Annotated in this window: 23 protein-coding genes and 1 tRNA gene; 16 read left to right on the top strand and 8 right to left on the bottom strand. The window is 38.0% G+C overall.

Annotation, left to right across the window (positions count from 1 at the left end):
- Nucleotides 1–297 precede the first annotated feature (297 nt).
- Nucleotides 298–379, top strand: a tRNA-Leu gene (locus tag G6053_RS06910).
- A gap of 213 nt (nucleotides 380–592) precedes the next feature.
- Here G6053_RS06910 and G6053_RS06905 read toward each other — a convergent pair.
- The gene (locus tag G6053_RS06905; RefSeq protein WP_108632776.1) at nucleotides 593–976 is read right to left on the bottom strand and encodes a hypothetical protein; all 384 of its coding nucleotides are present in this window, start codon (nucleotides 974–976) and stop codon (nucleotides 593–595) included.
- A 414-nt stretch (nucleotides 977–1,390) separates the two neighbouring features.
- On the opposite strand from G6053_RS06905, the gene G6053_RS06900 reads away from it, so the two are divergent.
- Entirely contained in the window at nucleotides 1,391–2,200 is an 810-nt protein-coding gene (locus G6053_RS06900; RefSeq protein ID WP_165305922.1) for a hypothetical protein, read from the top strand.
- Entirely contained in the window at nucleotides 2,194–2,466 is a 273-nt protein-coding gene (locus G6053_RS06895; RefSeq protein WP_165305921.1) for a hypothetical protein, read from the top strand. The genes G6053_RS06900 and G6053_RS06895 overlap by 7 nt, the downstream gene beginning before the upstream one ends.
- Nucleotides 2,467–2,651: 185 nt before the next feature.
- Here G6053_RS06895 and G6053_RS06890 read toward each other — a convergent pair whose 3' ends face one another.
- The gene (locus tag G6053_RS06890) at nucleotides 2,652–3,620 is read right to left on the bottom strand and encodes an ROK family protein (RefSeq protein WP_165305920.1); all 969 of its coding nucleotides are present in this window, start codon (nucleotides 3,618–3,620) and stop codon (nucleotides 2,652–2,654) included.
- A 317-nt stretch (nucleotides 3,621–3,937) separates the two neighbouring features.
- On the opposite strand from G6053_RS06890, the gene G6053_RS06885 reads away from it, so the two are divergent.
- Nucleotides 3,938–4,702: a ferritin-like domain-containing protein gene (locus G6053_RS06885; protein ID WP_346774518.1), complete on the top strand. Its 765-nt coding sequence runs from the start codon at nucleotides 3,938–3,940 to the stop codon at nucleotides 4,700–4,702.
- 21 nt (nucleotides 4,703–4,723) lie between these two features.
- Complete coding sequence (locus G6053_RS06880) at nucleotides 4,724–5,557, top strand: ferritin-like domain-containing protein (RefSeq protein ID WP_108632781.1); 834 nt, start codon at nucleotides 4,724–4,726, stop codon at nucleotides 5,555–5,557.
- A gap of 94 nt (nucleotides 5,558–5,651) precedes the next feature.
- Here G6053_RS06880 and G6053_RS06875 read toward each other — a convergent pair whose 3' ends face one another.
- The gene (locus G6053_RS06875; RefSeq protein ID WP_165305919.1) at nucleotides 5,652–6,392 is read right to left on the bottom strand and encodes an SDR family NAD(P)-dependent oxidoreductase; all 741 of its coding nucleotides are present in this window, start codon (nucleotides 6,390–6,392) and stop codon (nucleotides 5,652–5,654) included.
- A 349-nt stretch (nucleotides 6,393–6,741) separates the two neighbouring features.
- On the opposite strand from G6053_RS06875, the gene G6053_RS06870 reads away from it, so the two are divergent.
- The gene (locus G6053_RS06870; protein WP_146190988.1) at nucleotides 6,742–6,984 is read left to right on the top strand and encodes a hypothetical protein; all 243 of its coding nucleotides are present in this window, start codon (nucleotides 6,742–6,744) and stop codon (nucleotides 6,982–6,984) included.
- A 4-nt stretch (nucleotides 6,985–6,988) separates the two neighbouring features.
- Here the strand turns inward: G6053_RS06870 and G6053_RS06865 are convergent, their stop codons facing one another.
- A complete protein-coding gene (locus G6053_RS06865) occupies nucleotides 6,989–7,414 on the bottom strand; it encodes a GNAT family N-acetyltransferase (protein ID WP_165305918.1) in 426 nt (141 codons plus the stop codon).
- Nucleotides 7,415–7,647: 233 nt separating this feature from the next.
- On the opposite strand from G6053_RS06865, the gene G6053_RS06860 reads away from it, so the two are divergent.
- Together G6053_RS06860 and G6053_RS06855 are read left to right on the top strand one after the other, a co-directional pair.
- Nucleotides 7,648–8,469: a hypothetical protein gene (locus tag G6053_RS06860; protein ID WP_165305917.1), complete on the top strand. Its 822-nt coding sequence runs from the start codon at nucleotides 7,648–7,650 to the stop codon at nucleotides 8,467–8,469.
- A gap of 153 nt (nucleotides 8,470–8,622) precedes the next feature.
- The gene (locus G6053_RS06855) at nucleotides 8,623–9,591 is read left to right on the top strand and encodes a hypothetical protein (protein ID WP_165305916.1); all 969 of its coding nucleotides are present in this window, start codon (nucleotides 8,623–8,625) and stop codon (nucleotides 9,589–9,591) included.
- Between the two features lie 430 nt (nucleotides 9,592–10,021).
- Here G6053_RS06855 and G6053_RS06850 read toward each other — a convergent pair whose 3' ends face one another.
- The 3 genes from G6053_RS06850 to G6053_RS06840 all read right to left on the bottom strand — a co-directional run bounded on the left by G6053_RS06850 (nucleotide 10,022) and on the right by G6053_RS06840 (nucleotide 14,689).
- Nucleotides 10,022–12,394, bottom strand: a complete 2,373-nt coding sequence (locus G6053_RS06850) for a hypothetical protein (RefSeq protein WP_165305915.1) — start codon at nucleotides 12,392–12,394, stop codon at nucleotides 10,022–10,024.
- 70 nt (nucleotides 12,395–12,464) lie between these two features.
- Nucleotides 12,465–13,826 (bottom strand): Gfo/Idh/MocA family oxidoreductase, encoded by a 1,362-nt coding sequence (locus tag G6053_RS06845; protein WP_165305914.1) that lies wholly within the window; start codon nucleotides 13,824–13,826, stop codon nucleotides 12,465–12,467.
- 413 nt (nucleotides 13,827–14,239) lie between these two features.
- On the bottom strand, nucleotides 14,240–14,689 hold the full coding sequence (locus G6053_RS06840) for a protein-disulfide reductase DsbD N-terminal domain-containing protein (protein WP_108632791.1): 450 nt from the start codon (nucleotides 14,687–14,689) through the stop codon (nucleotides 14,240–14,242).
- Nucleotides 14,690–15,344: 655 nt separating this feature from the next.
- On the opposite strand from G6053_RS06840, the gene G6053_RS06835 reads away from it, so the two are divergent.
- From G6053_RS06835 to G6053_RS06810, 6 genes are all read left to right on the top strand, one after another.
- A complete protein-coding gene (locus G6053_RS06835; protein WP_165305913.1) occupies nucleotides 15,345–16,514 on the top strand; it encodes an IS4 family transposase in 1,170 nt (389 codons plus the stop codon).
- A gap of 307 nt (nucleotides 16,515–16,821) precedes the next feature.
- A complete protein-coding gene (locus G6053_RS06830) occupies nucleotides 16,822–17,319 on the top strand; it encodes a DinB family protein (RefSeq protein WP_108632792.1) in 498 nt (165 codons plus the stop codon).
- 29 nt (nucleotides 17,320–17,348) lie between these two features.
- Nucleotides 17,349–17,504, top strand: coding sequence for a hypothetical protein (locus G6053_RS06825; RefSeq protein WP_165305912.1), 156 nt, complete (start codon nucleotides 17,349–17,351; stop codon nucleotides 17,502–17,504).
- Nucleotides 17,505–18,040: 536 nt separating this feature from the next.
- A complete protein-coding gene (locus tag G6053_RS06820; protein ID WP_241254942.1) occupies nucleotides 18,041–18,469 on the top strand; it encodes a hypothetical protein in 429 nt (142 codons plus the stop codon).
- Nucleotides 18,470–18,765: 296 nt separating this feature from the next.
- Nucleotides 18,766–19,317, top strand: coding sequence for a putative glycolipid-binding domain-containing protein (locus G6053_RS06815; protein WP_165305911.1), 552 nt, complete (start codon nucleotides 18,766–18,768; stop codon nucleotides 19,315–19,317).
- Between the two features lie 248 nt (nucleotides 19,318–19,565).
- Nucleotides 19,566–21,854, top strand: a complete 2,289-nt coding sequence (locus G6053_RS06810) for a family 20 glycosylhydrolase (RefSeq protein ID WP_165305910.1) — start codon at nucleotides 19,566–19,568, stop codon at nucleotides 21,852–21,854.
- Between the two features lie 47 nt (nucleotides 21,855–21,901).
- Here G6053_RS06810 and G6053_RS06805 read toward each other — a convergent pair whose 3' ends face one another.
- Complete coding sequence (locus tag G6053_RS06805; protein WP_165305909.1) at nucleotides 21,902–22,570, bottom strand: class I SAM-dependent methyltransferase; 669 nt, start codon at nucleotides 22,568–22,570, stop codon at nucleotides 21,902–21,904.
- Nucleotides 22,571–22,921: 351 nt separating this feature from the next.
- Here G6053_RS06805 and G6053_RS06800 point away from each other — a divergent pair, with 351 nt between their 5' ends.
- Nucleotides 22,922–23,479 (top strand): hypothetical protein, encoded by a 558-nt coding sequence (locus tag G6053_RS06800; protein WP_108632797.1) that lies wholly within the window; start codon nucleotides 22,922–22,924, stop codon nucleotides 23,477–23,479.
- A gap of 303 nt (nucleotides 23,480–23,782) precedes the next feature.
- Nucleotides 23,783–24,151 (top strand): response regulator, encoded by a 369-nt coding sequence (locus tag G6053_RS06795; RefSeq protein WP_108632798.1) that lies wholly within the window; start codon nucleotides 23,783–23,785, stop codon nucleotides 24,149–24,151.
- Nucleotides 24,152–24,187: the final 36 nt, after the last annotated feature.

The raw sequence follows: 24,187 nt of genomic DNA, 5'->3' as shown, positions 1-24,187 counted from the left end.
TTAAGCACAATAAAAAACAATTTCAATATATTACAGAAGAACTTTTTACAATCCGTTTCAACTATTTTAAATTTGGCAAAAAGCAACGCTTAATATCAAAAAAATCAGATCAAAAGTTGTAAAATCTCTTTTTTAAATTTGATGGGTTAAAAAGAGGGATAAGAGAATGCATTTAATGATAAAAAATCGTATTGAAAATATCTACCTCATAATGTGCGCTGTACATCGAATGTTTGCAGAATACTTGCAAGATATAGCTTAGCTTTATATATTTGCGACATCAAAAGAAATCCTAATGCGGAAGTGGCGTAATTGGTAGCCGCACCAGACTTAGGATCTGGCGCCGCAAGGCGTGGGGGTTCGAGTCCCTTCTTCCGCACATAAAAAACTCCCGATTTTAAAATCTCGGGAGTTTTTTTTATTCCAAAATACTTTATATTTCGTTCCTCAGGTATGGTTTACATGCTATTCGAAGAAAATATAAATGTCGATCAGCCCAAATATCATATTGAGCAAAATAAAAACAGGCTACTGGCTCGTTCCTAGCAGACTTTTCTTAAATAGCTCGACAAACTAAAACTAGTATCATCTTCTAGGCAGACCAGTCAAATGGTTTTGTACAGGGGTCGCACTCAAATTTTAACACCTTACCCAAGCTCTTTGCTTTTTTTCCCTTTTTCACAAATACATAAGCAAGGTCTACAGATTCTTCAACTTCATTGCCATTCTCATCCCTGCCTTTCAATACTACGGAATAATATGTTCCATCCGGATATTTTTTATAAAAGACTTCGTTAATGGTGATCTTTTTAGGTGTTTCATTATCACAGCAGCTGCACCACAAGACAACAACTGTTTCTTTTTTAAGGTATCCAACCGCCTTCTCCGCCTGAGCTTGTGTTAAAGCATGGAGTTGATCTGCTCTTGAAAAAAAAGCAGTACATAGTAATACAAAAAGTAAAATGGTCTTCTTCATCCGTTTAAATTATTTATAAGTGTTGGTCTCATCAATAGAAATGAGTTCGTTTACTCATTACATTGATATTTTAAAGTATTCGTGAACTCAATCGTCCGATTCACCCGGCTCATGCTGCCTTTGGCTGTTTCAGCTATTTAAATTTGTTTTTAGTTATGATAAAAAGTTTTAAATAATTTACTGAGCAAATATTATGCCTTTTCATAATTATTTGCAATGGTTCTTTTCTATACAATCGTGATCTGATTTATAAATATTACGCGAACAAACGTTAAATTAACACACGGAACTTTATACAAAAAAAATAAATTTTAACTTTGAGTATAAATTATAAATATTTAAATTTGCATCTAACTCGTATAATGAACTAAATACCGAAACTAAACCATCAATATAAATTAACATTTAGTTACCATGCAATCTATTCACATTAAAACTGAGAAAAATTTTTTCATTAAATTCTTCCAACACTTGTTTTTGATCTGTTTGATCTCAACGAGTCATTTTATAATCAGCTGTTCTTCCGACGACGACATCATCCAAGAAGAAATTGAAAACTCGACAGCCTGGATGGACGATCTCGAATCATCATTGGGCGTTGGCACAAAGAGTAAATTAAGCACCTGGATTGAAAAAGGGCTCAATGGGGCGATGCTTAAAGAAGCATTTGCAAAAACCGGGAGTAAAGCTGATCTGTTAAAAAATCTTGAAACAGCCCAAAGTATCTACCATCAGCGCGTATATATTGCGGACTGGGACAACATACCCGGGATTGCTAAATCAAATTATGTAGCTAATGGTATGACAACGGGAAAGAAACATCCCCAATGGAATAATCCGGAACTTGACTTACCAGCAGTTGAAGCAGCCAACTTTGTGAATGCGGAAGCAAAGGAGCTCCCTGCAGGAACGAAAATATATCGCGTGACTGGTGGTAATCCCGCTGGAGGATATTGGACGAAGAAGCAGCCTAAGTCTATTGGAGAAGTCATTGGTGGTACAGCTGTACAACCTGCGTGGAACAACTTTAGCAAATTCTACGTTTACACTGTACCTCAGCAGCAGGTATTAAAAGTTTGGGAGGGAATCACAGCAAGACAACCTATTGGTCAAGATATTGTAAATCCGCATCTTCCCGGAGGGGAAATCCAATTATTCTTACCTATCTTAGTCAGAGATGAAGCATTCAAAACATTGGTTCAAGAAATTCCATTACCATGGTAGATCTTAAAAAAGTACAAGAAGATTACCTATTGCTACTTCAATTGGTACAATCTGAAATGGCAATGAATACTTCCGTAGAATCTTTGTTTAATTACTTAAAATCCAAGGAAGGGCATTTTACCCATTTTGATCAAAATTTTAATAGTAAAGATTTACTTGAATTCATAAGAAGTGTAAATCGTTATGCAGATGAATTTTTGTTTTCAGATCAAAACAATACGCAGATACGTAAGCTAATGAACAGCTTATACGAAAATTTGGGTTAGCAACATATAACATTCTATTTGACAACACTTAAATAGGGGGATCCAAAAAAATTGGATCCCCCTGCTTTTATTGAATTTCTCCTAACTTATTTCATCTTCATTTCAATCATGTAATTCTCAAAGGATTGCTTTTACTTTTTGGACATACCACTTACTTGCACCTACAATATAACGCGTGATAGCTATTATTTTTCCCAAACCAATGCACTGGCGCCGAGAATAGCGGCATCAGCTTCTTCCAGCTCGCTGAAAACGAGTTTCACTTTATTTCTAAATAAGGGAAAAAGATTTCTTTCCATATGTAATTTCGCTGGTTTTAAAATAAAATCACCGGCCTTAATCACCCCACCAAACAATAGAATAGCTTCGGGAGAGGAGAACATCACAAAATTTGCCAATGCCTCACCTAATTTTTGCCCGGTATACCTGAATACTTCAATGGCTATGGGATCCCCCTTCACTGCACATTCATGGACCGTTTTAGAATTTATCGCGTCTTCAGGATATTGATTCAACATCGACTCAGGAAATTCGGCCCTCATTTTCTTGGCTGTAATTGTAATCCCTGTTGCAGAAGCATAAGCTTCCAAACTCCCTTCAGACCCTGTACTCCAGTGCTTTCTTCCGCCCGGCTTGACAATAGTATGGCCCAATTCTCCAGCAAATCCATCATGCCCATAAATAAGCTTACCTCCGGCCACGATACCACTTCCTACGCCCGTTCCCAAAGTAATCATAATAAAATCCTTCATTCCTCGCGCAGCTCCAAAAAGCATTTCACCATAGGCCGCAGCGTTTGCGTCATTGGTGATGGTACAGGGAATTTTGAATTTGGCAGTCATTAAATCACTAAATCGGATCACACCTTTCCAAGGAAGATTCGGAGCATGGTCTATTGTACCTGTATAATAATTCGCATCGGGAGCTCCAACTCCAATTCCATCGAAGCTATTTTCACCGCCGAACTTTTCAATAAAAGGGTGAGCCTTTTCATATAAAGCGTCAATAAATTCTTCAACATGCTCATAATCATCTGTTCGTATGCTTCCTTTTTCAAGAACTTCCCCACGATGATTGACCACCCCGAATTTAGTGTTTGTTCCTCCGATATCTATTCCTAACGCTACACGTTTTGATAAATCTATTAATGACATTGCTATTCCTTGTTTCTAAGTTCAAAATTGTAAAAAAGATAGTATTTTACGGGGAATTAAACAAGAGATTAGTTGAATAGTTACAGAAAAGAACTATTTATCCAATGTTTTTTTCATTACAGGTATCCGGACATCATTTTTCAGCTTCTTTCTTCCTTCCTTCGCTGCCTAATCAAACAACAGAAAACAAAAAAATTTGAGCAACCTAGTCTGAACATATACAATTCCGCCAAGATAATTTGTTATTGAAAGCGGAAAAGATATAATATTTTAATAAAAATCAAATTCAGCAATCCAAGCATCTCAAAAAGTCGTAAATGATAATAAGTACAGAAAATTATAAACTAAAGACTTTTGTTATGGAAAAGATGACAGATAACAATGAACCACTATTGAATCATCGTAGTGAACTAGAAATGAAAGATCTCAGAAGAAGAGATTTTCTAAAATTTGCAGGAGCAGGTGCTGCATCACTCGCTCTTCTCGGGCTATCGAGCTGTAAAAAAGACCATGATGACGACATGGACAATGGCGGGAAAGGCATGTATTTTGGCAGTGGTGACATTGCAATATTGAATTATGCCTATGCTCTGGAGCAGCTCGAAGCCGCCTTTTACATTCAGTTGGTCAACAATCCTTATTCTGGGATCACGGATCTGGAAAAGGCTTTTTTTACTGATATCAGGGACCACGAAATTGCCCATCGCGAGTTTTTCAAAGTAGCATTGGGAGCCAAGGCGATATCCAGTCTTGAATTTAATCTGTCCGGCATTAATTTCGGCAGTCGCGCCAGTGTTTTAGCAACGGCAAAGACATTTGAAGATCTCGGTGTCTCTGCTTACAACGGTGCGGGTTGGTTAATTAAAGATCCGAATTATTTATTATTGGCCGGTAAGATCGTTTCTGTCGAAGCACGACACGCAGCATGGGTTCGCGACATGATAGATAATGGCACTTTTGCCAACCAAGAGGTGGTAGATTCGAACGGACTAGATGTAGCCAAGAGCCCAAGCGTCGTCTTGAGTGCCGCAGCCCCATTTATCAAATCTAAAATCGATGTAAAGGATCTACCAACTTATTAATGTACCTAAAATTTGATTATCATGAATCTTTTAAATGTTTTTGAACAAATAAATACGATAGATCCTGAATTCAGCGATCGTATCAGTCCGCGACGGGAAGCCATTAAAAACCTGGCTTCGATGAGCAAAAAAGTAAGCTTGGCAGCATTACCATTTTTTATTGGTGAGCTCTTCAAAAAGGCTTATGGCGCCACGGCCCCCACAGATGTCAATGGTGTTCTTAATTATGCTTTAACGTTAGAATACCTTGAAGCTGAATATTATACAATGGGTGTTGCTAAAGCAGGCCTCATTCCATCTGGAAAACCCCTTGGAGCAATTACCACGATCCGTGATCATGAGGTCGCCCACGTTAATTTTCTAAAACAGGTACTGGGCAATAAAGCTGTCTCAAAGCCTACTTTTGACTTTACAGCTGGAGGTACCTTTGGCAATGTCTTTAGCGATTACGACACATTTTTAGCTGTTGCTCAAGCCTTTGAAGACACTGGAGTACGGGCATATAAAGGACAGGCAGGCATATTATTAGGAAATAGGGTGGTGCTGACTGCTGCATTGCAGATCCACTCTGTTGAGGCTAGACATGCGTCACATATTCGTCAGATGCGACGTGCTCGTGGTGGCGGTGCCGCCGATCAGAAACCCTGGATTACAGGAAGCAATGACACTGGAATCGGGGCAGTAGTAAACCCTATATATGCTGGTGAAAACAATGTGATACAGGGAGGAGTCGATATCACAACCTTATCCGGTTCGATGGGAAAAATTTCAACAAGTGCGGCAACACAGTCTTTTGATGAACCACTTTCTGCCGAAGCTGTACTTAATATTGCAGGTTTATTTATTAAAGCTTAACAAGAGTCGTCGTTAACCTGTTTTGAATGCCCTGGTTTATTTAAAAAACCAGGGCTTTTATTTTTGCATCAGCTCTTCCCTAACAATAGATTCTTTATCCGATATTTTCGGCATAATACAGATCAGAAAAAATCTTTGATAGTTTTGAAGGATCCTCCCGCCAGGAATTGTACATCCCTTGTCCCATTTCATCAGGTATAATATCCAAATTACCTTCGTCTACAGACTTCAATATCTTAATGGCAACACTATCAGGATCAGGCATATCCCAATCACTACCTTTGTTCATATCCGTATCAATTGCGCCGGGATTGACTGCGTGTACATCGATTCCATCTTTGGCTAATTCGATGCGGACAGACTGTGTTGCAGAATAAAGGGCCGCTTTGGAGGCGGCATACCCAGCAATGGATGGTAAGGGGGAGTACGCTACAATTGAAACGATGTTAATGATTTTGGCCGGACGATTTTTTTTCAAGATAGATGCAAATGCGCGCATCATCTTTATTGTTCCGAAATAATTCACCTTCATATCATTGTCCATTCCCAACAGATCGCCATCTAAAATATTCCCCGTATTTAAAATGCCCGCATTATTAATGAGGATTTCAGTGTCCCCGGCAACAGCAGCAATTGTTTTGATCTGTCCATCTTCTGTAATATCCAGGGATAATCCTATGACTCTATTGTCTTCGAACGATGGCAATGTATTCAAGTCTCTACAGGTGGCATATACCTTTTTCACACCATGATCCAAAAGAGCTTTTACCAATGCTCGCCCTATCCCCCTATTAGCCCCCGTGATGAGAATAACTTTATCTTTAAAAATCTTCATATTGTTTTATGTATTAGTTAACACAAAGCTATTTTAAAAGATGCAAGCATAAAATCCGAAACTTGCTACATTTTTGTTCCCCATGATCATGAAGACTCAAAAGCCCGGAAAGTCATTTTTATTCTTGTTTTGAAATTCAGAATTCTCCACATGCGGTAGGCTATCCAATAGTATCTGGTCCTAAAAAATACAATCAGATAAAAACTGTAAAGAACAAGCTACATCATGTAAAAATACACCTACAATTGAAAAATGAGTTTCAATATAAAACTAACGCTATTTTAAAAAAAAGTAATATTTGTTGTCGGTATCGTCCCGAAAAATAAGACACATCCCACAAATCAAAATAATGATGAAAACAAAAACTGATGATAAAAATCCAGAGCCAAAGAAAATCAGACTTCAATTAGCAATTTCCGAAATTATGAATGGCTATTTGTTATTGGATGAAGCAGTGGCCAAATATGACGTTCCAGCATCGAGCATTATCCAAGGTCTTAAGAAGATTCAGAAACTAAAGAAAGAGGCTGCACGACCCAATCAGCAAGAAAGCCAGATCATAAAGCCTACTCCCCCGAAAAATGCGAAATAATGAGTTAATTATAACTCATATGTAAGATCGGATATGATTTTCCTTGTCCATCTAAAGCTGACTTTTTGACAACATTGAACCCCATATACTTATAAAAATCCACCGCCTGGGTATTTTGTTCATTTACATCTACTTTCGTCACATTTAAGCTCCCTATTGCATAAGAAATAAGTGTTTTCCCAATACCTTTACCCCGAAAATCATTGTGAACAAATAACATTTCAAGGTTATCTCCCGAAATTCCCATAAAGCCAACTAAAGCTCCATTTTCTTCATATCCTAATAATACCACATGTTCAAAATATACGGGCATTTGTTCTTTGTAATAGCTAAAGTCTTCCTCTTTCAGAAAATCATGGGTGCTCTTTACTGCGCTCTCCCAGATAGCTATCAGATCCGGATAATCTACTACTTCAATTTTTCTAATCATAACGGCAAATTTTATAAGCACAAAAGGCTGGTTTGAGCTGTCGACGAAAAATCATATTACTTATTCAATCTGATATGAACAAAAAATATTTCTCTCCATTTAACTACTCCCCTTTAATCGCACAGCGATTTGTATCGCGTAAATCGACCTATGTGTTCTACTTATAGTTTTAAATTAAAATTAATGTAATAAAATTACAATTATTGCTATATTTCATATAATAAATTATTTCTATGACAAGGTCTACCGCATTCTTACTTAAAACAGCTTTGTTTTTCGGTTTTCTATCGAATGTACTTAGCATAAATACATTTGCTCAAAAAGCGCCAAAGATCTACTATGCTACTTTATCCGAGGGAGTAAAACTTTATGCAAGTCCTAGTATACAGGCCGATGCCTTAGCGACTGTTGCTTATGGCTCACAAGTTACATTCAGTAATTCGGATATAGACCAACTGGAAATGGTAAACAATTCGTTGGTCATAAATGGCACAAGGACGTATTGGATGAAAGTGATCTATAACACCGTTAAAGGCTATGTTCTTAAAAACAATTTTGCAACTATAAAACCTCCAAAGGAGAATACAGGCGCGCTTTCTGATTGGGTAAAACAGTTATCTCAACCCATTGGAAATAAGTGGGAAAATGGAAAAATATCCGAAACGCTGAGCGAGAGCGAAAATGACAATTACTTTTCAAGACAAATATTTCAAAACGGAATGCTCTTGACCTCGACCTCAGGCTTTGATGTAAATTTTTCAGAAGCTTTGCAAATACCTCATACCGACGTGCTGACTGTTTATAATTTAATAAAAAACATTGGGAGCTTTTACCGGATTCTTAAATTAAATACTGCCCTACCCGAAGGAAACACGATAGTTAAGGACAGTGAAGGAAATGTATATCAATGGAAGATATTACGCAAAACACAAGAAGGAAGTGAAGATAAATCCCTAAAATCCATTGAAATAATTTGGAATAACGGGATTAACAACACACTTTCAATTTCCGCTATGGGTAATGATATTGTAGTATTTTATGAAAATACACTTTAAAAACTTTCAATCTGATTTCTTCAAACAAGAAGTAACAAAACCAAACGGCCTGTAACCACTACCGGCAAAAAATTAAATACTTGAGCATATATGATATACCGAAATTGTGGCATTTTTTCTTTTTTAATCAGTGTTTTAATTTACCTTATCCCAATGAAGGGAATGGCACAAATGGAATCTTTCTATCATGTCACACCGATGGCGATTGAAGGCTATTTCACAAAGACCATATTCCCTTTCAATCCTACGTTTATAAAGGCAAAAAAGGTAAAAAGCATAACCGTTAAAAGTCGGGAAAATGGAATTTTTAATTGTTATACATTTAATTCCAATGGTCTTTTAATGAGCATAAGCATGACTCGGTACGATCAAGAGAAAAAGGATACCGTCTTTTACACAACATATAGCTATCAGGCAAATGGCTTTATTGCCAAAGAAGCGCGGATTGATTATCACAGTGGTATCGTAAAAATAAAGGTATACGGCTACGACGAAAAAAATCGTATTGATAACATCAGAATCTTTTCATTGAATGCACAGATGCCTAATCAAACGCAGAATAATGATTGGATGGGCGAACCAGTTGCCGGTGTCGATCAGCTTATTCTTAAAGGATCATGGCCAGAGGAAAAGCTGTTAAATAACATGATCCGTGAAAATAAGTTCTCTTCATGGCAGTATCGTTATTATACAGAAAACAAATTTGAGGTAGAAGAACGGACAGAGTTTTTCGATTTTATGAAAAATGGGGGTAGTCAAGACACCTGTTATCAAAAAATAACCTATTACCATTTAAATAATCATCCTATCGCTCAATTCCTTCATTTTGGTTGCGCAGCTAAGACAATACCATCTGAACAATATGAATTCAAAGAAGGCCTCCTATCCGAAATTCATGAAACAGATGCAGACGTTGCAGCTAAAAGTGAAAAATACAGTTACGACAAAAACAGAAATCTGCTTTCGATGCAAAATATCCGGAATGGACAAAAAGTAAGCGAACTAATTATGACATATAATCAAAAGGGCTTTTTAACCACGATACAGCGAAAATCTGAAACTGCCAAAATGGCCCAATATTTTGAAGATCGCATCCTTGATCTGAGCTATACTTTTTATTGAAAATCATACTGATATTAACCATTTTTTTCACCTGTATAAATTTCTTTTCCAATTGTAATGAAGCGATCAGATTTATTCATTTCCCTGAATGTACATCTCTACTTGTATCGCTATATATTTAAATCTTGAAAATGAAGATAATCATGGCTCTAATTCTCAAATTGTAAAAGAAAGATGCCGCTTTGTAAATTCTTCGGATTTATTTTAAAGCAGTCATTAACTTAGGGATACCATATGAAATACGTAGCTATTTTAATTAAACTAGCACTAACGAAAGGGAACGATGTACCCGATTTGAAGAAGTTTATAATTATCCGCATAATTTTAGCCAGCTATATAGTTTTGCAAAGAAGTACGGTTCAAAATGATAACTTTCAGCAATAATTTTAGCCAACCACAGATGCACGGGTTATACATTTTTTATTAGCATTTATCTTTTCGAAGCTCTTATGATATCCCGAAAGAATATGGTCTTCCCGCTTTTGGTTATACCTTGAATAGTAATCCAAAACCCTTCTGGGTTACTATTATTAAAAAATGAGATCTCCATTTCTTTACTGCTTCCATCCAATTTGACACCCGGATTCCAATACAAAGTGGGGCGTGCATCAAATTGATCACTTGCTAAATCATCAGTATAAGCTATCAATTTAAAATGTTCTTCTCGCATATAACCTTCAACTTCTTGCTCGTCCAAAGCTCTGCCTATATATGAATCCCCTTCACTTGGATCCATTTGATAAACATACAATACTGAAGTAACGGAACCGTCGACTTTGAATTTCTCAAAGTACTTGACATACGGAATCCGATCCATGGATGTATCGTATAAATCTTCCATCTTCAATATATTTGTTCTTATTTCATAATTATTAACAAATACACGATCCCATCTGATTGAATCTGCGATTTTGGTATAATTTAAACGAGCATATTCTCCAAAATTTAACGGAAGAGCCTTGACGAAACGGTCGTTATGAGGATCAAGTACGGCATCAGCAGGTCCTTTAAATTTTTCTCGGGCATATCTACCCTCAAGGTAATCAATACGCCTCTGCTGCACACTTCGATCCACTTTGACTTCCTTTAATCGGATCCCCCCGTTTTTATCGCGATAGCTCGATGGTGTGTAGGCCCACTTACTTTCGTTCCATTCCTGAGGTGCTAAAAACTTTTGTTGTAAAGGGGGAATAAAAAAGGTAGAATCTACTTTTATCGGTCCAAAATTGTACTTAACCAGAAATTTATCAAACATCATCTTTTTTTCAATAGCAGACAGCTTAGTTGCTATCGTCCCCCGGATAATCAAATTATCCACGACAAAGTATCCTGAGAGATCAGGTATAATTGTTTTATACCGCATAACCTTATCTTCCGGAAATTTGTATCCAAAAGACATGCCACCGGGTTTTCCTTTCCCATTATTTTTTGTTATCTGATCAACAAGCTTCTTGTGGAAATGCCCCCATTTATTTCCTTCCATTAAAATCTGTCCTTGCAGGTAATAAACGGAGTCCTTTGTCGACTGTACCCTATTAAAATTCAAATTGGATGAAGAATTCCAGGCGCTGGTGGCTATCAAACCGTCCTGCAATTTATCATTCCGGAATAAATGTGTTGAATGGACCGGTTCCTTACGCAAGAGATAGGGCCTAAAGTAAATATCCTCAGTAATATTTGGGACGCAATCATTGGGTACTTCCAAAGCTGTGATCGAGATAGACAAGTTTCCTTCTTCATCTGAAGGCAAACTTAGTCTAAAACTATTCTTTCCTCTTTCCTTACGCGTTATCTGCAACCATTTGATATTAGGCACAACTTGAATATCTCTCAATCCGCCCACAAAATGAGCGGATTGAGAGTGTATGCTATCTTGTTGATCGCGCAACTCAAGCCGCAGCAGACCATAATCTAGATCATTGCGGTTTAAATAAATAACAGTCCGTCGATCAGGTCTAATTGTAATCGTATCTATCAAGACCGACCGGTCATTCGAAGTCAATATGATCTTTGTCCTTTCAGCAGGAAGATTACTTTCCAAATAAACGGCGATAGTGTCACCTATATCCCTGCTATATATTTTTCTTCCAAGTTCGGTCTTTAAAAGGATGTCAGTTTTACGCTTACCATCCACTTCCCATTCAATACGACAATTACCAATAAAAGGAGGAATATCGACAACACCGTAACCGGAGCTATCTAACTGAAAACCTGACAGTAAATCACCATCACTTTTTAAAATAGTCCCTTTAACAAGTAGTGGCTTTTCACTAGCCTCTATCGTTTGCAAATAAAGCCTATTATTTTTGTTTTGTAGAAAACGATTGCCTTCAGGGCGTGCAATCAGGGAGCAATTTACAGTTATTGCCCCACTGTCTGAATCATTTTTATTCTGGTCATTTATTTGAATAATTGGAATTTCCTTGAAATAGTATCGTTCAATCATTCCTTTATCTGTGCCCACGTAAGCATTAATATAGATACTGGTCTGCTTCCAATCCGACGGAAGCAAAAATACACCATCACTCATACCTCCGCGTTGTAAGCTAAGCATAGATCTCACAATATTACCCTGCTGATCCGCAAGATTCAGATGGAGATTGATAGCAGAAGAATCCAGATAACCATGCTGCACGACATAGCTTTTAAACCACACAGAATCCCCAGGGAAGTAAGCCTCCCGATCAGTATGAATGTATATTTTTCGTACTTCCTGTTGTCCATAAACCGGGCCCGAAAAGAAGCCGAAAATCAAAATTATTCTAATCCAAACAGCAACGGTTGAAGTACGGTCCAAAATCATCAAGCATAAATTTCTAATTGGTGCGTAAAAAATTAAAAAACTGTACATTAAGAAATGGCTATAATTTACACTACGCCAGATCGGGATGTTGCCAAGGCGTTCGATAAGGTCTTTTCAATAACTTGGTCGCTTCTGGATCATCGGTACATATTTTTTTTTCAGGATCATAGCGCAATGGTCTATTTAATTGCATCGAAATATTAGCGAGGATACAACAGGCCGTCGATATATACCCCTCTTCAATGTCAGCCACGGGCAGTCGATCATGTTCTATTGCAGACAATAGATCCAATAGATGTTGTCGTGTAGCTGGAGCTGTATGCAGTTCAATTCGAGGTTCCTCCAAATCTTCCGGAAATTTTTCTTTTTCATAAACAACATCTTTTTTAATGGGAGTGCCCTTACCTACTGGAATAAATTCATATTTCATCACACTTCCCTTTAACGTTCCTTTATCGCCATAGATAATAAACGCCCAAGGGTATTCGGGATCCACAGGACCACCCCAGGTACGATGTTGCCATACACAATTTAGCTCATCATATTCGAATACCGCTGTCTGTGTATCTGCAATAGTCGACTTTCCCTCCTGTTGCACGTAAATCCCTCCTGTCGCGCTAATTTTCTTTGGCCACTTGAGTTGTAACATCCAACGAACCGTGTCAAACATATGCATCCCCATATCGCCCGTAATACCATTCCCATATTCCATAAAAGTTCGCCACCATCCCCCGTGAGGTAAGCCATCGTAAGGACGTAAAGGAGCAGGGCCTGTCCACATCTCATAGTCAAGAAAATCCGGCACCGGTTCCACCGGAGGGTTTCCATTCCTTCGCATATGATAATAACAGCACATTTCCACATGCGATATCTTACCGAGTAATCCTGGGTCTATTACCTGCTTTTTAGCATCAATCAGATGCGCTGTACTTCGTCTTTGCGTTCCTACCTGCACCTTCTTATTATATTTCCGCGCGTATCGAAGTATCGCTTCTCCCTCAAGTACATCTACACTAATGGGCTTTTGTAAATAGATATGCGCTCCTGAACGTATCGCATCTATCGCCTGTCTTGCATGCCAATGATCAGGCGTACCAATCAGAATGAGATCGAATTGATGATCAGCAAGCATTTTCCTGTAATCTTTGTAGAGCTTTGGAATCTGTCCCGAGCGTTGGCGTTCCCCGACCAGTCGTCCCGCCTCCTGCAAATGCCGGCTATCCACATCGCAAATCGCAACTACATTGACATCGCAGACCTGCATCAGTCTAAATAGATCGCTTTTCCCATACCATCCCGCTCCGACCAGTCCAACCTTGATATTTTTAGGCGGACGTTCAAAAGGCAATCCTTTAGCTTCTAAAGCAGATAAGGTAACAAAAGCACTTGTCCCCAGAATGAATTTTCTTCGGTTCAGTGTGTAATCAACCATAATTTATTGGCATATTGTTTAGTATAAGACAAAACAATAAACTTGAGATAATGTTTGTATACAGGACATTCTGGAGAAAAAAGGCCATCAATATACCTATTTCGTCTTCTCGGAAAAAAAACAATGTGCTCAACGATATGGATGACACCATTGTTTGGAACAAGACACCTGAAAACCAATACAAGCTCTCGTCATGTTCACCAGTTTTTTCAGGTCAGAATACAAACACAAAAAAGCCCTAGAGCGGGGAACTCTAGGGTCTTAGCCATATATTAACCTATTTTATGAAAAGTATTTGCATTAATAACGTATTATTTGCACAACTTATTTTGTACGATGTAAAAAAAAACAATAATCATAAAAAATCCCGTTTGTAAATCTACAAACGGGATTTTTTCACGCTAAATATTTTATTATTTAATCGACACTGCAAAAGCGTATTCATCTGGAGGAAGACATTGCGATGCATCACATGCTTGCCATTCTACCGTACCTTTTACTGTTGCTGCTCCTTTTTTCAAAGCAACCTTTTGTTGAAAGATTACTTCATTTGTAAAATATCCTACATCCATTTTAAAAACCTCTTCGTGCTTTACTTTTGGTTTTGGTTCTGCAGTTTTACCTGTTAGGGCATAATCCGCTGCTTTAACAAAATTAAATGAAGTCGGAATAGGCCCCCCATCTTTTACATTTTGCGAATAGATATGCCAGCCATTTTGAATTGTCGCCTTGACATAGACTATAGCCTCTTTGTTATTTAGCTTTTTACTGGCTACAGTCCATTTTACAGGTTTGTGAATTTGAGCAAAGGCGCCAGTTACCATAAAGATAACCGCAGTCATTAACAATACTAATTTTTTCATTTTTTATATTATTTTGGTTTATTGCGCAAGATTTCCTTATTGGTCTCCAAAAACTTTATCTCTTAGGCGCCAATATATTTTACATAGGCTTTATCAATTTCCGACAGAAACATTAAAAGAGTTACATTGAATAAAAAGACAAAAATATCCACAACAATATTCGTTATAAACAATATAAAAGACAATAACATACAGCTAAATCAAAAAATTTTATTGAAAACAACAGGAAAAACAACATAATCTACACTTCGATACTATTTTTTTAATCTTCTTACCTGATTTTTTTTGTCTTCTAAAAAGGGAAAGCAATAGCAACTCAGTTATCATTTCACCCAAAGACCTTTATTGCGATTATAAAGTTCGTAACAACAGATTTGTTACGTTATAAGATGCGGAAAAAATAATCTTTGGCACAAAAATCGCAATATTTAAAATTCATAATTTAGGTTAATAATTGGTTAGGTTAAAACGCTTGAAGTTCCCCACTTCAAGCGTTTTTTTTCACATCACACAACCGTAATATACTAACATTCAAAAAATTAAAACACACTCAAACATAATTCAAATCAGTACCGTCCTAAACGTGATTTAAAAAGTGGTGGTGAATGATATAGCATGGAATGCTATATTTAGTTCGCTAAAACAAATCACCACCATGGTAAATATAAACGTATTTTCTCAGATTCTCTCGCTTATCGACCGCGATGGTTTCAATTTTTTGGTACGTAAGCATGATTCAGACAAACACCACAAAGGGATCAATAGCTGGACACATTTGGTAAGTATGCTTTTCTGCCATTTATCGTCTGCAGATTCGGTTAGAGACATCAGCAACGGCTTGCGGAGCACGACGGGCAATATGCAGCATATGGGTATCAGCAGGGTACCCAGTAAGTCCAATCTATCCTACATGAATGCGCATCGTAAGCATGTGTTGTTTCGTGACCTTTATGTACGGTTATTGGACATCCTCTGGCAGAAGCAGACGCATCTTCGCTCAGAACTGCGCATGTTGAAACGCAAAGTGCTGTTGATGGATGCCACAGTGATCCCGCTTTGCCTTTCGGTGTTTGATTGGGCAAGGTTCCGAAGTGCCAAAGGTGCGATTAAACTACATACGATACTGGATTACGATGGCTGTATGCCCAGCTTCGTGCATATTACCGATGGCAAGACACATGAATCCACAGTGGCAAAGGCCCTATCCTTTCCCAAAGGATGTGTGTTGGTGGTCGATCGGGGCTATGTCGATTACGCCTGGATGAACGTTTTGGACAGCAAGGGCTGCTTTTTCGTAACAAGGAGCAAATCCAATATGAAATATACGGTATTGAAGTCTTGGCAAAGCGATGAACTGAAAGAAGCTGGGGTAATTGAAGATCAAGTTGTTGCCTTGGATAGCCTCTCAGCAGCTCGGTACGGAAATAAGAAGATGCGTCTTGTCCGGGTTTGGGACAGTATCAAAAATGTGGAATACGAGTTCCTGACCAATCATTTTCAATGGAAGGCGGCCACGGTAGCTGCACTTTACAAAGAGCGCTGGGAGATCGAGACGTTCTTTAAACACCTCAAGCAGCGGTTGAAGGTCTCCAGTTTTGTAGGCACCTCTGAGAATGCCGTTTACATCCAGATCTGGACAGCGCTGATCGGGATACTACTCTTCAAGTACATTCAAAAACGGGCGAAATATAGCTGGAACCTATCCAATCTGGTGAATTTCATAAGGCTGAATATCTTTGTGAAGATTGATTTGTGGAAATGGGCCGATGACCCATTTATTTCGGGTAAACCACCCGATCAAAATGGACAGTTTAACCTATTCTGAAACGCAAAGGGAGGGTCAAATCCGAAAGTATCAACAAAATCTGCATGGAAACAACAGTAGATAGGGATTTTTATGGCCTTAAAATTTATTTAGGACGGTACTGAATTCAAATCGCTGCAAACACAGCAGAAAAGAACGTTTTAAACAATTAATTTCCCTTCCCCATGCTGACATAGCGCTGTCAATATCCATGATTATCTTTGTCATAGAATAAAAAAACAGAACAATCTTTCATTTGTTCAAATGAGTGGATAAAAATTAAGAGCATCGTATCAAAAAGTATTAAATTAATAGATTCAAAAACAAGATGAATACACTTCAACAACTAAAATCTGAACTTGAAAATGAGTACCAGATCACCAAAAATTTTATCGAACTTTTTCCTGAAGGCAAAAATGACTATGCTCCACATGAAAAAAGCATGAAAATCATGCCCCTTGCTACCCATCTCGTGGAGGTGTTCGAGTGGCCAAGTACAATTTTGAAAACGTCCGAACTGGATTTCGCTGATGGCGGGTATAAGCCTACAATCCTCTCAACACGGGAAGAGTTGCTCAATAAACTAGACCAAGATTTCGAGGCTGGTAAAAAAGCTATAGAAAATGCAACGGAAGAGGATTTAATTCCGACTTGGACGATCAAGAATGCAGGCCATCAATTGGCGAGTTGGACAAAATATGAAGCAATCCGTCATTCTTTAAATCAGATCACACATCACAGGGCGCAATTGGGTGTTTATTATAGGCTGAATAATATTCCCTTACCGTCAAGTTACGGACCTTCTGCTGATTCACAGAACTTTTAGTATAGTCTAACATAACTAAAAGCTTTTGAATGAATATGCATAAAAACAGTCCGCGATCGACCTTCACTTATGATCTAAGACTGTTTTTATATAATTTCGCTATGCTCCTGGAAAGAGACAAGTTCGCTATCTGGGAACTTCATCCGAGCATGCGGCGTGCCGTAGTGGGGACAGCGTCAGGATGAATCCGTGATGTTTCCATAGTGTGTCCGAGGTGAGTCCGTGTTATACTCTCTAAAACCACGTTCACATGATGGCCAGACTATCCTAACACCTGCACTCAAGTATGCTTAAAGCTCGAATCAGACACGAATAATTCTCAAATAGTTACCGAAAATAGTTCAGATACTTGGACTCGCATGCCGGAAACACGGTCTTTTGAGGTTAATAACCGTCCTGTATCCATCAATCACACGAAGAGTCAATATAATGGCATAATTTTTGAAAAAATCAATTAACCAATTAGCGAATTATACTAAATAAGCTAGAGGTTCAAAGCAAATATAAGAAGCAGCATATTTAAACCTTGATTATGATTATTTTCGGAACAAGAACAAAGTTACTACAAAACAACTCCAATGCAGCTGTTGGGACTTGCAATTATTGCAACACAGTCGGATCCTTATATGCCTACAAACAGGTTAAATACTTTCATATCTTTTGGATCCCCATTTTTCCATATCGTACAGAGATTATTAGTGTATGTAATCATTGCAAAAAAGTGAATTACCAACGTGAGATTGATCCCCAAACCCTTGCAACAATCCGTTCAAGTGGTATGCCGAAGACACCCGTTGGATATTTTTCCGGATTAATCCTAATCGGCCTTTTCTTCGGATCTGCGGCAGCAGCGGGAATATCCGGATCCATTAAAACAAAAAAATACCTGGAAAGTCCGGCCGCTGGTGATGTATATGAAATCAAACGGAAAGAAAACGGGAAGTCCATGTACACGTTATACCGCGTGGCTAATGTCACGACGGATTCCATTACTTTCGATGTCAATGACTACGAAGCAGAGGGAACAAAAGGTCTTCGTAAATTGAGAGAACAACGCGGTGATAGTTATTCAGAAAAGATTACTTTAGCCCGCACGGAGGTGGTCAAAATGGAGGCTGACAATCAAATATCTACGATAGAAAGAAAATAGAACCGGTGCTTATGCAAAAATCCGTTCTTAAATGAAAAAACTTATTATTCTAGTAAGCCTTATCCTGCTGAAATTTATCATTCAGTATCAATTGATAAGTCCAATATATGACTTACATCGGGATGAGTTTCCATATTAATTTCATTACAAACAGCTATGCAAGAGAATTTGGAACTGTGATTTTCACATTCATCAATGCAAAAATCAATATCAACCAACGAGTCAAGAACGAAGTCGAACAAGAACAACGACAACATATGCTACCCCTTAAATAAAACTTAATATAGGACCATCAAATGAAAACATTATTATGGCAGGGAATCGCTTTCCCCTCTCTAGAGTATTTCAGCATACATGAAAATGAAGATTATCATGTTGTGGCATCAAAAATAATAGGTTCCTATCAGCAAAAAATTTATTCGGTCTCCTATCGACTGATTATAAATAAGCAATGGGAGATCAATGAGTTTCTTATTGACTCCGAGGTCAATGCTGTCAAAAACAAGCTCACCGGGAGAAAAATAGATACCAATTGGGAAATCAATCATTCCGTCGATCCGAACTTCAAGGGTTTTCAATATATAGATATCTCTTTGACTCCATTTACGAATACGTTACCAATAAACAATCTACAGCTTGAAATTGGTGATTCAAAAGAAATAGATATCATGTATGTCGACCTGATCAACAGCGATATCAAACCTGTTCGTCAACGTTATAAAAGGACAGATTTACACGAGTATCTGTATGAAAATATAGTTAGTGATTTCAACGCTCATATTCAGGTAGATGAGAACGGTTTGGTCCTCACATATCCCGGTTTATTCGAAAAGATAGCAGAAAACTAGTCTCGATCATCCCAAAGCAGAGCCAACGTAAAACCTTCGCTCAATGTGATTCTGTGCTGTCCGACCGACAAGCTGAACAGAACGCTTATAGGCTCTATTATAGTGTTATTAGTATAGCTTTTTTATTACCTTCTTTTACGCAAAATATATCTATATTGGCTCCGAGTTTTTTCATGCCAAATAGATAAATTCTATTGGGCAAACTCCTAAACACACAATCTATTAAGAAATCACAAAAAAGAACTTTCATGTTTAAAGCTATTTCACTGATCCTTTTATTATTTGTATGCTATTGGTCGCAACCCAATTTTGCGCAAGAAAAAAAACCTATCCCCCAGCTGATCCCTTTTCCCGAACAACTGGAATCATCTGCGGGTTTCTTTCAACTAGCGAAGGCAGAACTCTCCTATACGATTGATCCCGACTTCTCCACAAATTCTTTAGATCATTGGATAGATCGATCGCTGTTCGGAAACATCTCCAAAAAAAAGACAGCGTATGCCAACCCAGCACTGAGATTGATAAAAAAAAGTAAGATTTCCAAGGAAGGTTATGAACTAACAATTGATCAAAGAGGAATTGAAATCTCTGCTTCTACCGATCAAGGGATTTTTTACGGATTACAGACAATACAACAGCTGTATCTTCTAGCTAAACCCAATGGCAGTATTCGTTTGCCATATCTGTCAATTAAGGATCAGCCAGCATTTCAATGGCGCGGTGTGGAACTAGATGTAGCGCGGCACTTCTTTTCAAAAGATTATCTATACAAATTTATTGATCTCCTGTCATTTTACAAATTCAACAAGCTTCATCTGCATCTTACAGATGACCAAGGTTGGCGTATCGAAATAAAAAAATACCCGAAGCTAACATCACAGGGTGCCTGGAGGACATATAACAACCAAGATTCGGCCTGTTTTGTCAAAGCGAAAGAGAATCCGGACTTCAATCTGCCCCAGGAATTCAAACGCATCAACAATGGACGTGAAGAATATGGCGGTTTTTACACCCAACAGGATATCAAAGATATCGTGGCCTACGCCTCAAGCAGACATATCGAAATTATTCCGGAGATAGACATGCCGGGGCACATGATGATCGCAACCCAAGCCTATCCTGAATTATTGTTGGACAGTCAGACGGCGGGATGGGGGAAACAATTCTCTGTACCGATCAGTCCCTGGAAAGAAAGCAGTTATACATTTATTGAAAATGTGCTCAGTGAAGTCATTGCGCTTTTTCCATCTCCCTATATTCATATCGGCGCTGACGAGGTAGAAAAAGATTCATGGTCGAACTCAGAAGCGGCCAAGACATTTATGAAAGAACAAGGCATCGCCAATCTACATGACTTACAAAGCTATTTTGTCAAACGTGTTAATAATTTTATACGTTCGAAAAATAAACGTAGTATAGGTTGGGATGAAATACTTGATGGTAGCTCCGATACATCAATGACGGTCATGTATTGGCGGGGATGGGTTAAAAACGCACCTCGGGAGGCGGTCAATCGTGGTCATCGAGTAATCATGACACCGACCAATCCCCTGTATTTTGACTACCTGCCTAATAGCAGCAGCCTCGATGCCGTCTATAATATGTCCGTAATCCCCTCAGACATCTTAAAGGAAAAATCAGGTCTAATCCAAGGAGCACAGGCAAATATATGGACGGAAATGATCCCATCGACAGCACGGTTAGAATTTATGATTCTGCCCAGGTTGAGCGCTCTGGCGGAACGGGTCTGGACTAACAAGTCATTATATGAAAGCTATAGAACTAGATTAATCGCTCACTTTGGGCTTTGGAACAAGATGGGACTACGCTACCGTATGCCAGATTTAAAAGGCTTCGCTGATAATCAGGTGATTGTTGATGGACAATCCATCTTGAAAATTGAAAATGAACTTCCGGAAAATGCTATCCATTACACTATTGACGGAAGCTTACCAACTCAGCATAGTCCCGTGTTAACTGATTCACTTATCGTCAAAAAAGAAGGAACCGTACGCTTCGCAACAATATCTTCTTCGGGAGCAAAAAGTGAATTGTATCAAGTAAACTTAAAAAATGACTCCTGGAAACGGGGAGTCTCTGAAGGGATAAAGAATATAAGTCCAGGATTAACCGCAACGTTCTTTAAAGGCACGTTTACAAACACAGCGGCAATAACGGGCGATACAGTACGTAAAGAAATTATCCAAAATATCCATTTGAGTGATACCATCAAAATGCCTGCCTTTGGCACAAAAATTTGTGGTTATTTATATGTAAAAGAAAAGGGAATTTATAATTTCTATTTCACTTGTGACGACGGTGGTGTCTTGCGCATTCATAATCAGGTGGTCGTAGACAATGACGGACAACATGCACCAATCATGAAAAGTGGACAGATCGCCCTCGAATCCGGATATCATCCGATAACCGTTGACTTTTTAGAAGCCGGCGGAGGCTTTACACTAAAACTTCAATATAGTGTTAACGGTTCTAAAGTCACAGACATACCCAATGATTGCTTCTTTCATAAAAATTAGATAAGGCCGCCCCCAATAGGGCGGCTTTTTTTATATCTTTTGAAAATTTATTTTTTCCTTGTCATCCAGCCCATATAAATAGCTGATTGAAAAAAACGCACCGGAACCTCAAAGCCTGCTTCAACACATAAGGCGGCAAGCCGGTCCTCAGGCACATGCAAAAGTTCCTTCTGTATCCTATTCAGTCGATGATCAATCTGTTCTTCGGTAATATCATCAGGCAATAGGAGTCTTAGAATTTTCAGATTTTCCCTGATCATCCGTTCATCCCCGGTGATATCCAGCATCACAAACAATGCCCCTGAGATTAGCCTATTTCCGATTTGCTTCAGCAATTCTAATTTGCTCCCATTATCTTCAAGAAAATGAAGAACCAACAATAATGTGGCCGCATCGTATTTTCTGTCCACCTCCAAATCACTGACTAACGCTTCAATAAGCCTAACGTTCGTATATCCCTCAAGTTTCTGTCTGGCTTGCTGAATCATTTCCGGCGAGGGATCTATACCTGTTACATTCCATTTCTTTTCCTTAGCTACAAGTTGCTGGATCTCATTACCGGTTCCACAACCAACAACCAATATTTCGCTCGGGTCCGAATCCCAAAACAACTTGGGTAAAAAATCCAAAAAATACTGGTAATTTGGTATCCAAGCTTCTACAAACTGATCGTAGCCACTTGCTCTTTCATTTTCAAATAATTCTACTTTGCTCACACTTCAAAAATATTACTGAACACAAACTAATTAAACACTGATTTTATTGCTACTATAAAGATAGCTGAATTGAGCCAAAATCTATTTCGATTACAAAAAAGTATATTTAAAAGACAATTCGACCAATGGCCGCTGGCTGTATTCATCGGGAATGGATTACCCGACAAGAATCATTATAATTGAAAAACACATCGTCTTCCATCGAGCACTGTATGGAATCAAAACTTTTACTATCTTTATTATACTTAGCCAGAGTTATGATAACGACAAATGTAGAGCGATCTATTTTAATCAGATGCAATTCAGACAATTTTGTTAAAGTCATACTCGAAAACATATTAACAATACAGTATGAGCTTTTTAAATTTCTTAAAAGGACAGCGTAGATTAAGTCAGATTGACGTCAGTGAAGACCAAGATTTTGTTGATCTACAATTAACCATAACAAAGAGCTGGAATGATGAAAATTTAAATTACATTATTCAGGCAAAGGGTCTTTGGGAAAAAGAAACCGTTGGCATCGAAGTCTCATTTCGACGTGACATGAAACTAGGAATTGTAAATACAGAAGTTGATAAAAAAAGATTTTATCAAGAAGGGGTTAGCTTTTACTCTATGGGGGAATTAAGTGATAATTTTACGAAGGCTTTAAGTGCATTGTTTAAAACTGAAGGTAGCTCTTTCAGGATGAATGAGACCGTAGTCTCTACGGCATTTGTGCTCAGTGGCCAGCCTGAATATTTTGACGAAGAGTATATAAAGACCAAAATTTTCTTCGACGACACAAACAAAAAAGAGAATTATGCAGAATGGTATGTGAATATTGACCTAAAAAATAGAATTCTAGAGTTAAGGGAAAAAGATCCGGAATACCGAAAAAATATCTTGAATATGTTGACGATTATTTAGTTTTCATATCAACACATCTTATGACAACTAATATTCATCGAATAAGCTCCGGATATCCGTGCCCCATCTTTGATCTCTTTTTAATACGCCAAATACTATTTATCCGTTAAAAACCTAGCGGTCATTAAAAGAAGTCGTTTAAATACCCGAATCGCATTCGGTATACAATGACGACTCAACCTTTTGAAATATTTGCTTATATTAACAAAAAGGGTATTTTTTACTCTAAAAAAAACAAGTATTTACCCTCTACCCTGCGTATTTGTTTTTATCTATTTTAGCCCTACCTTTTAAAGCTACCATATGTCCACTAAAACAATACTCATGCTCGATGATGACAAGCATGTTCTTGAAGTATGTACGATTATTCTCGAAACCATAGGTTATCGTATCGAAGTATCCGAGACTTCCCATGATATCATTGAAAAAGTGGAAGAAGTACAACCTGATTTAATTCTAATGGATAATTGGATTCCTAAAATTGGCGGTGTTGAAGCAACACGACTGCTTAAATCTCACCCCTCCTTCCGGGATATCCCAGTCATATATCTCTCAGCAAATACGGATATACAACAATTAGCCAAACAAGCAGGAGCAGACAATTATTTAGCAAAGCCGTTTGACCTTGAAGATTTAGAAAATATGGTGGCAGATTTATTATGTTGTTCTTAAGAATCAAGCAATTCATACCGATATTCCAAATGTCCT

Origin of the sequence: Sphingobacterium sp. DR205, assembly GCF_011064245.1 — a bacterium.
Classification (GTDB): Bacteria; Bacteroidota; Bacteroidia; order Sphingobacteriales; family Sphingobacteriaceae; genus Sphingobacterium; species Sphingobacterium athyrii.
Note: the sequence above shows the minus strand (reverse complement) of the source record. Positions and strands in the feature narration are given on the sequence as shown.

Excerpts from the sequence above, each read along its gene's own strand:
- G6053_RS06905 (WP_108632776.1), bottom strand. The coding sequence starts at position 976 with ATGAAGAAGACCATTTTACTTTTTGTATTACTATGTACTGCTTTTTTT.
- G6053_RS06900 (WP_165305922.1), top strand. The coding sequence starts at position 1,391 with ATGCAATCTATTCACATTAAAACTGAGAAAAATTTTTTCATTAAATTC.
- G6053_RS06895 (WP_165305921.1), top strand. The coding sequence starts at position 2,194 with ATGGTAGATCTTAAAAAAGTACAAGAAGATTACCTATTGCTACTTCAA.
- G6053_RS06890 (WP_165305920.1), bottom strand. The coding sequence starts at position 3,620 with ATGTCATTAATAGATTTATCAAAACGTGTAGCGTTAGGAATAGATATC.
- G6053_RS06885 (WP_346774518.1), top strand. The coding sequence starts at position 3,938 with ATGATAATAAGTACAGAAAATTATAAACTAAAGACTTTTGTTATGGAA.
- G6053_RS06880 (WP_108632781.1), top strand. The coding sequence starts at position 4,724 with ATGAATCTTTTAAATGTTTTTGAACAAATAAATACGATAGATCCTGAA.
- G6053_RS06875 (WP_165305919.1), bottom strand. The coding sequence starts at position 6,392 with ATGAAGATTTTTAAAGATAAAGTTATTCTCATCACGGGGGCTAATAGG.
- G6053_RS06870 (WP_146190988.1), top strand. The coding sequence starts at position 6,742 with ATGATGAAAACAAAAACTGATGATAAAAATCCAGAGCCAAAGAAAATC.
- G6053_RS06865 (WP_165305918.1), bottom strand. The coding sequence starts at position 7,414 with ATGATTAGAAAAATTGAAGTAGTAGATTATCCGGATCTGATAGCTATC.
- G6053_RS06860 (WP_165305917.1), top strand. The coding sequence starts at position 7,648 with ATGACAAGGTCTACCGCATTCTTACTTAAAACAGCTTTGTTTTTCGGT.
- G6053_RS06855 (WP_165305916.1), top strand. The coding sequence starts at position 8,623 with ATGAAGGGAATGGCACAAATGGAATCTTTCTATCATGTCACACCGATG.
- G6053_RS06850 (WP_165305915.1), bottom strand. The coding sequence starts at position 12,394 with ATGATTTTGGACCGTACTTCAACCGTTGCTGTTTGGATTAGAATAATT.
- G6053_RS06845 (WP_165305914.1), bottom strand. The coding sequence starts at position 13,826 with ATGGTTGATTACACACTGAACCGAAGAAAATTCATTCTGGGGACAAGT.
- G6053_RS06840 (WP_108632791.1), bottom strand. The coding sequence starts at position 14,689 with ATGAAAAAATTAGTATTGTTAATGACTGCGGTTATCTTTATGGTAACT.
- G6053_RS06835 (WP_165305913.1), top strand. The coding sequence starts at position 15,345 with ATGGTAAATATAAACGTATTTTCTCAGATTCTCTCGCTTATCGACCGC.
- G6053_RS06830 (WP_108632792.1), top strand. The coding sequence starts at position 16,822 with ATGAATACACTTCAACAACTAAAATCTGAACTTGAAAATGAGTACCAG.
- G6053_RS06825 (WP_165305912.1), top strand. The coding sequence starts at position 17,349 with ATGAATATGCATAAAAACAGTCCGCGATCGACCTTCACTTATGATCTA.
- G6053_RS06815 (WP_165305911.1), top strand. The coding sequence starts at position 18,766 with ATGAAAACATTATTATGGCAGGGAATCGCTTTCCCCTCTCTAGAGTAT.
- G6053_RS06810 (WP_165305910.1), top strand. The coding sequence starts at position 19,566 with ATGTTTAAAGCTATTTCACTGATCCTTTTATTATTTGTATGCTATTGG.
- G6053_RS06800 (WP_108632797.1), top strand. The coding sequence starts at position 22,922 with ATGAGCTTTTTAAATTTCTTAAAAGGACAGCGTAGATTAAGTCAGATT.
- G6053_RS06795 (WP_108632798.1), top strand. The coding sequence starts at position 23,783 with ATGTCCACTAAAACAATACTCATGCTCGATGATGACAAGCATGTTCTT.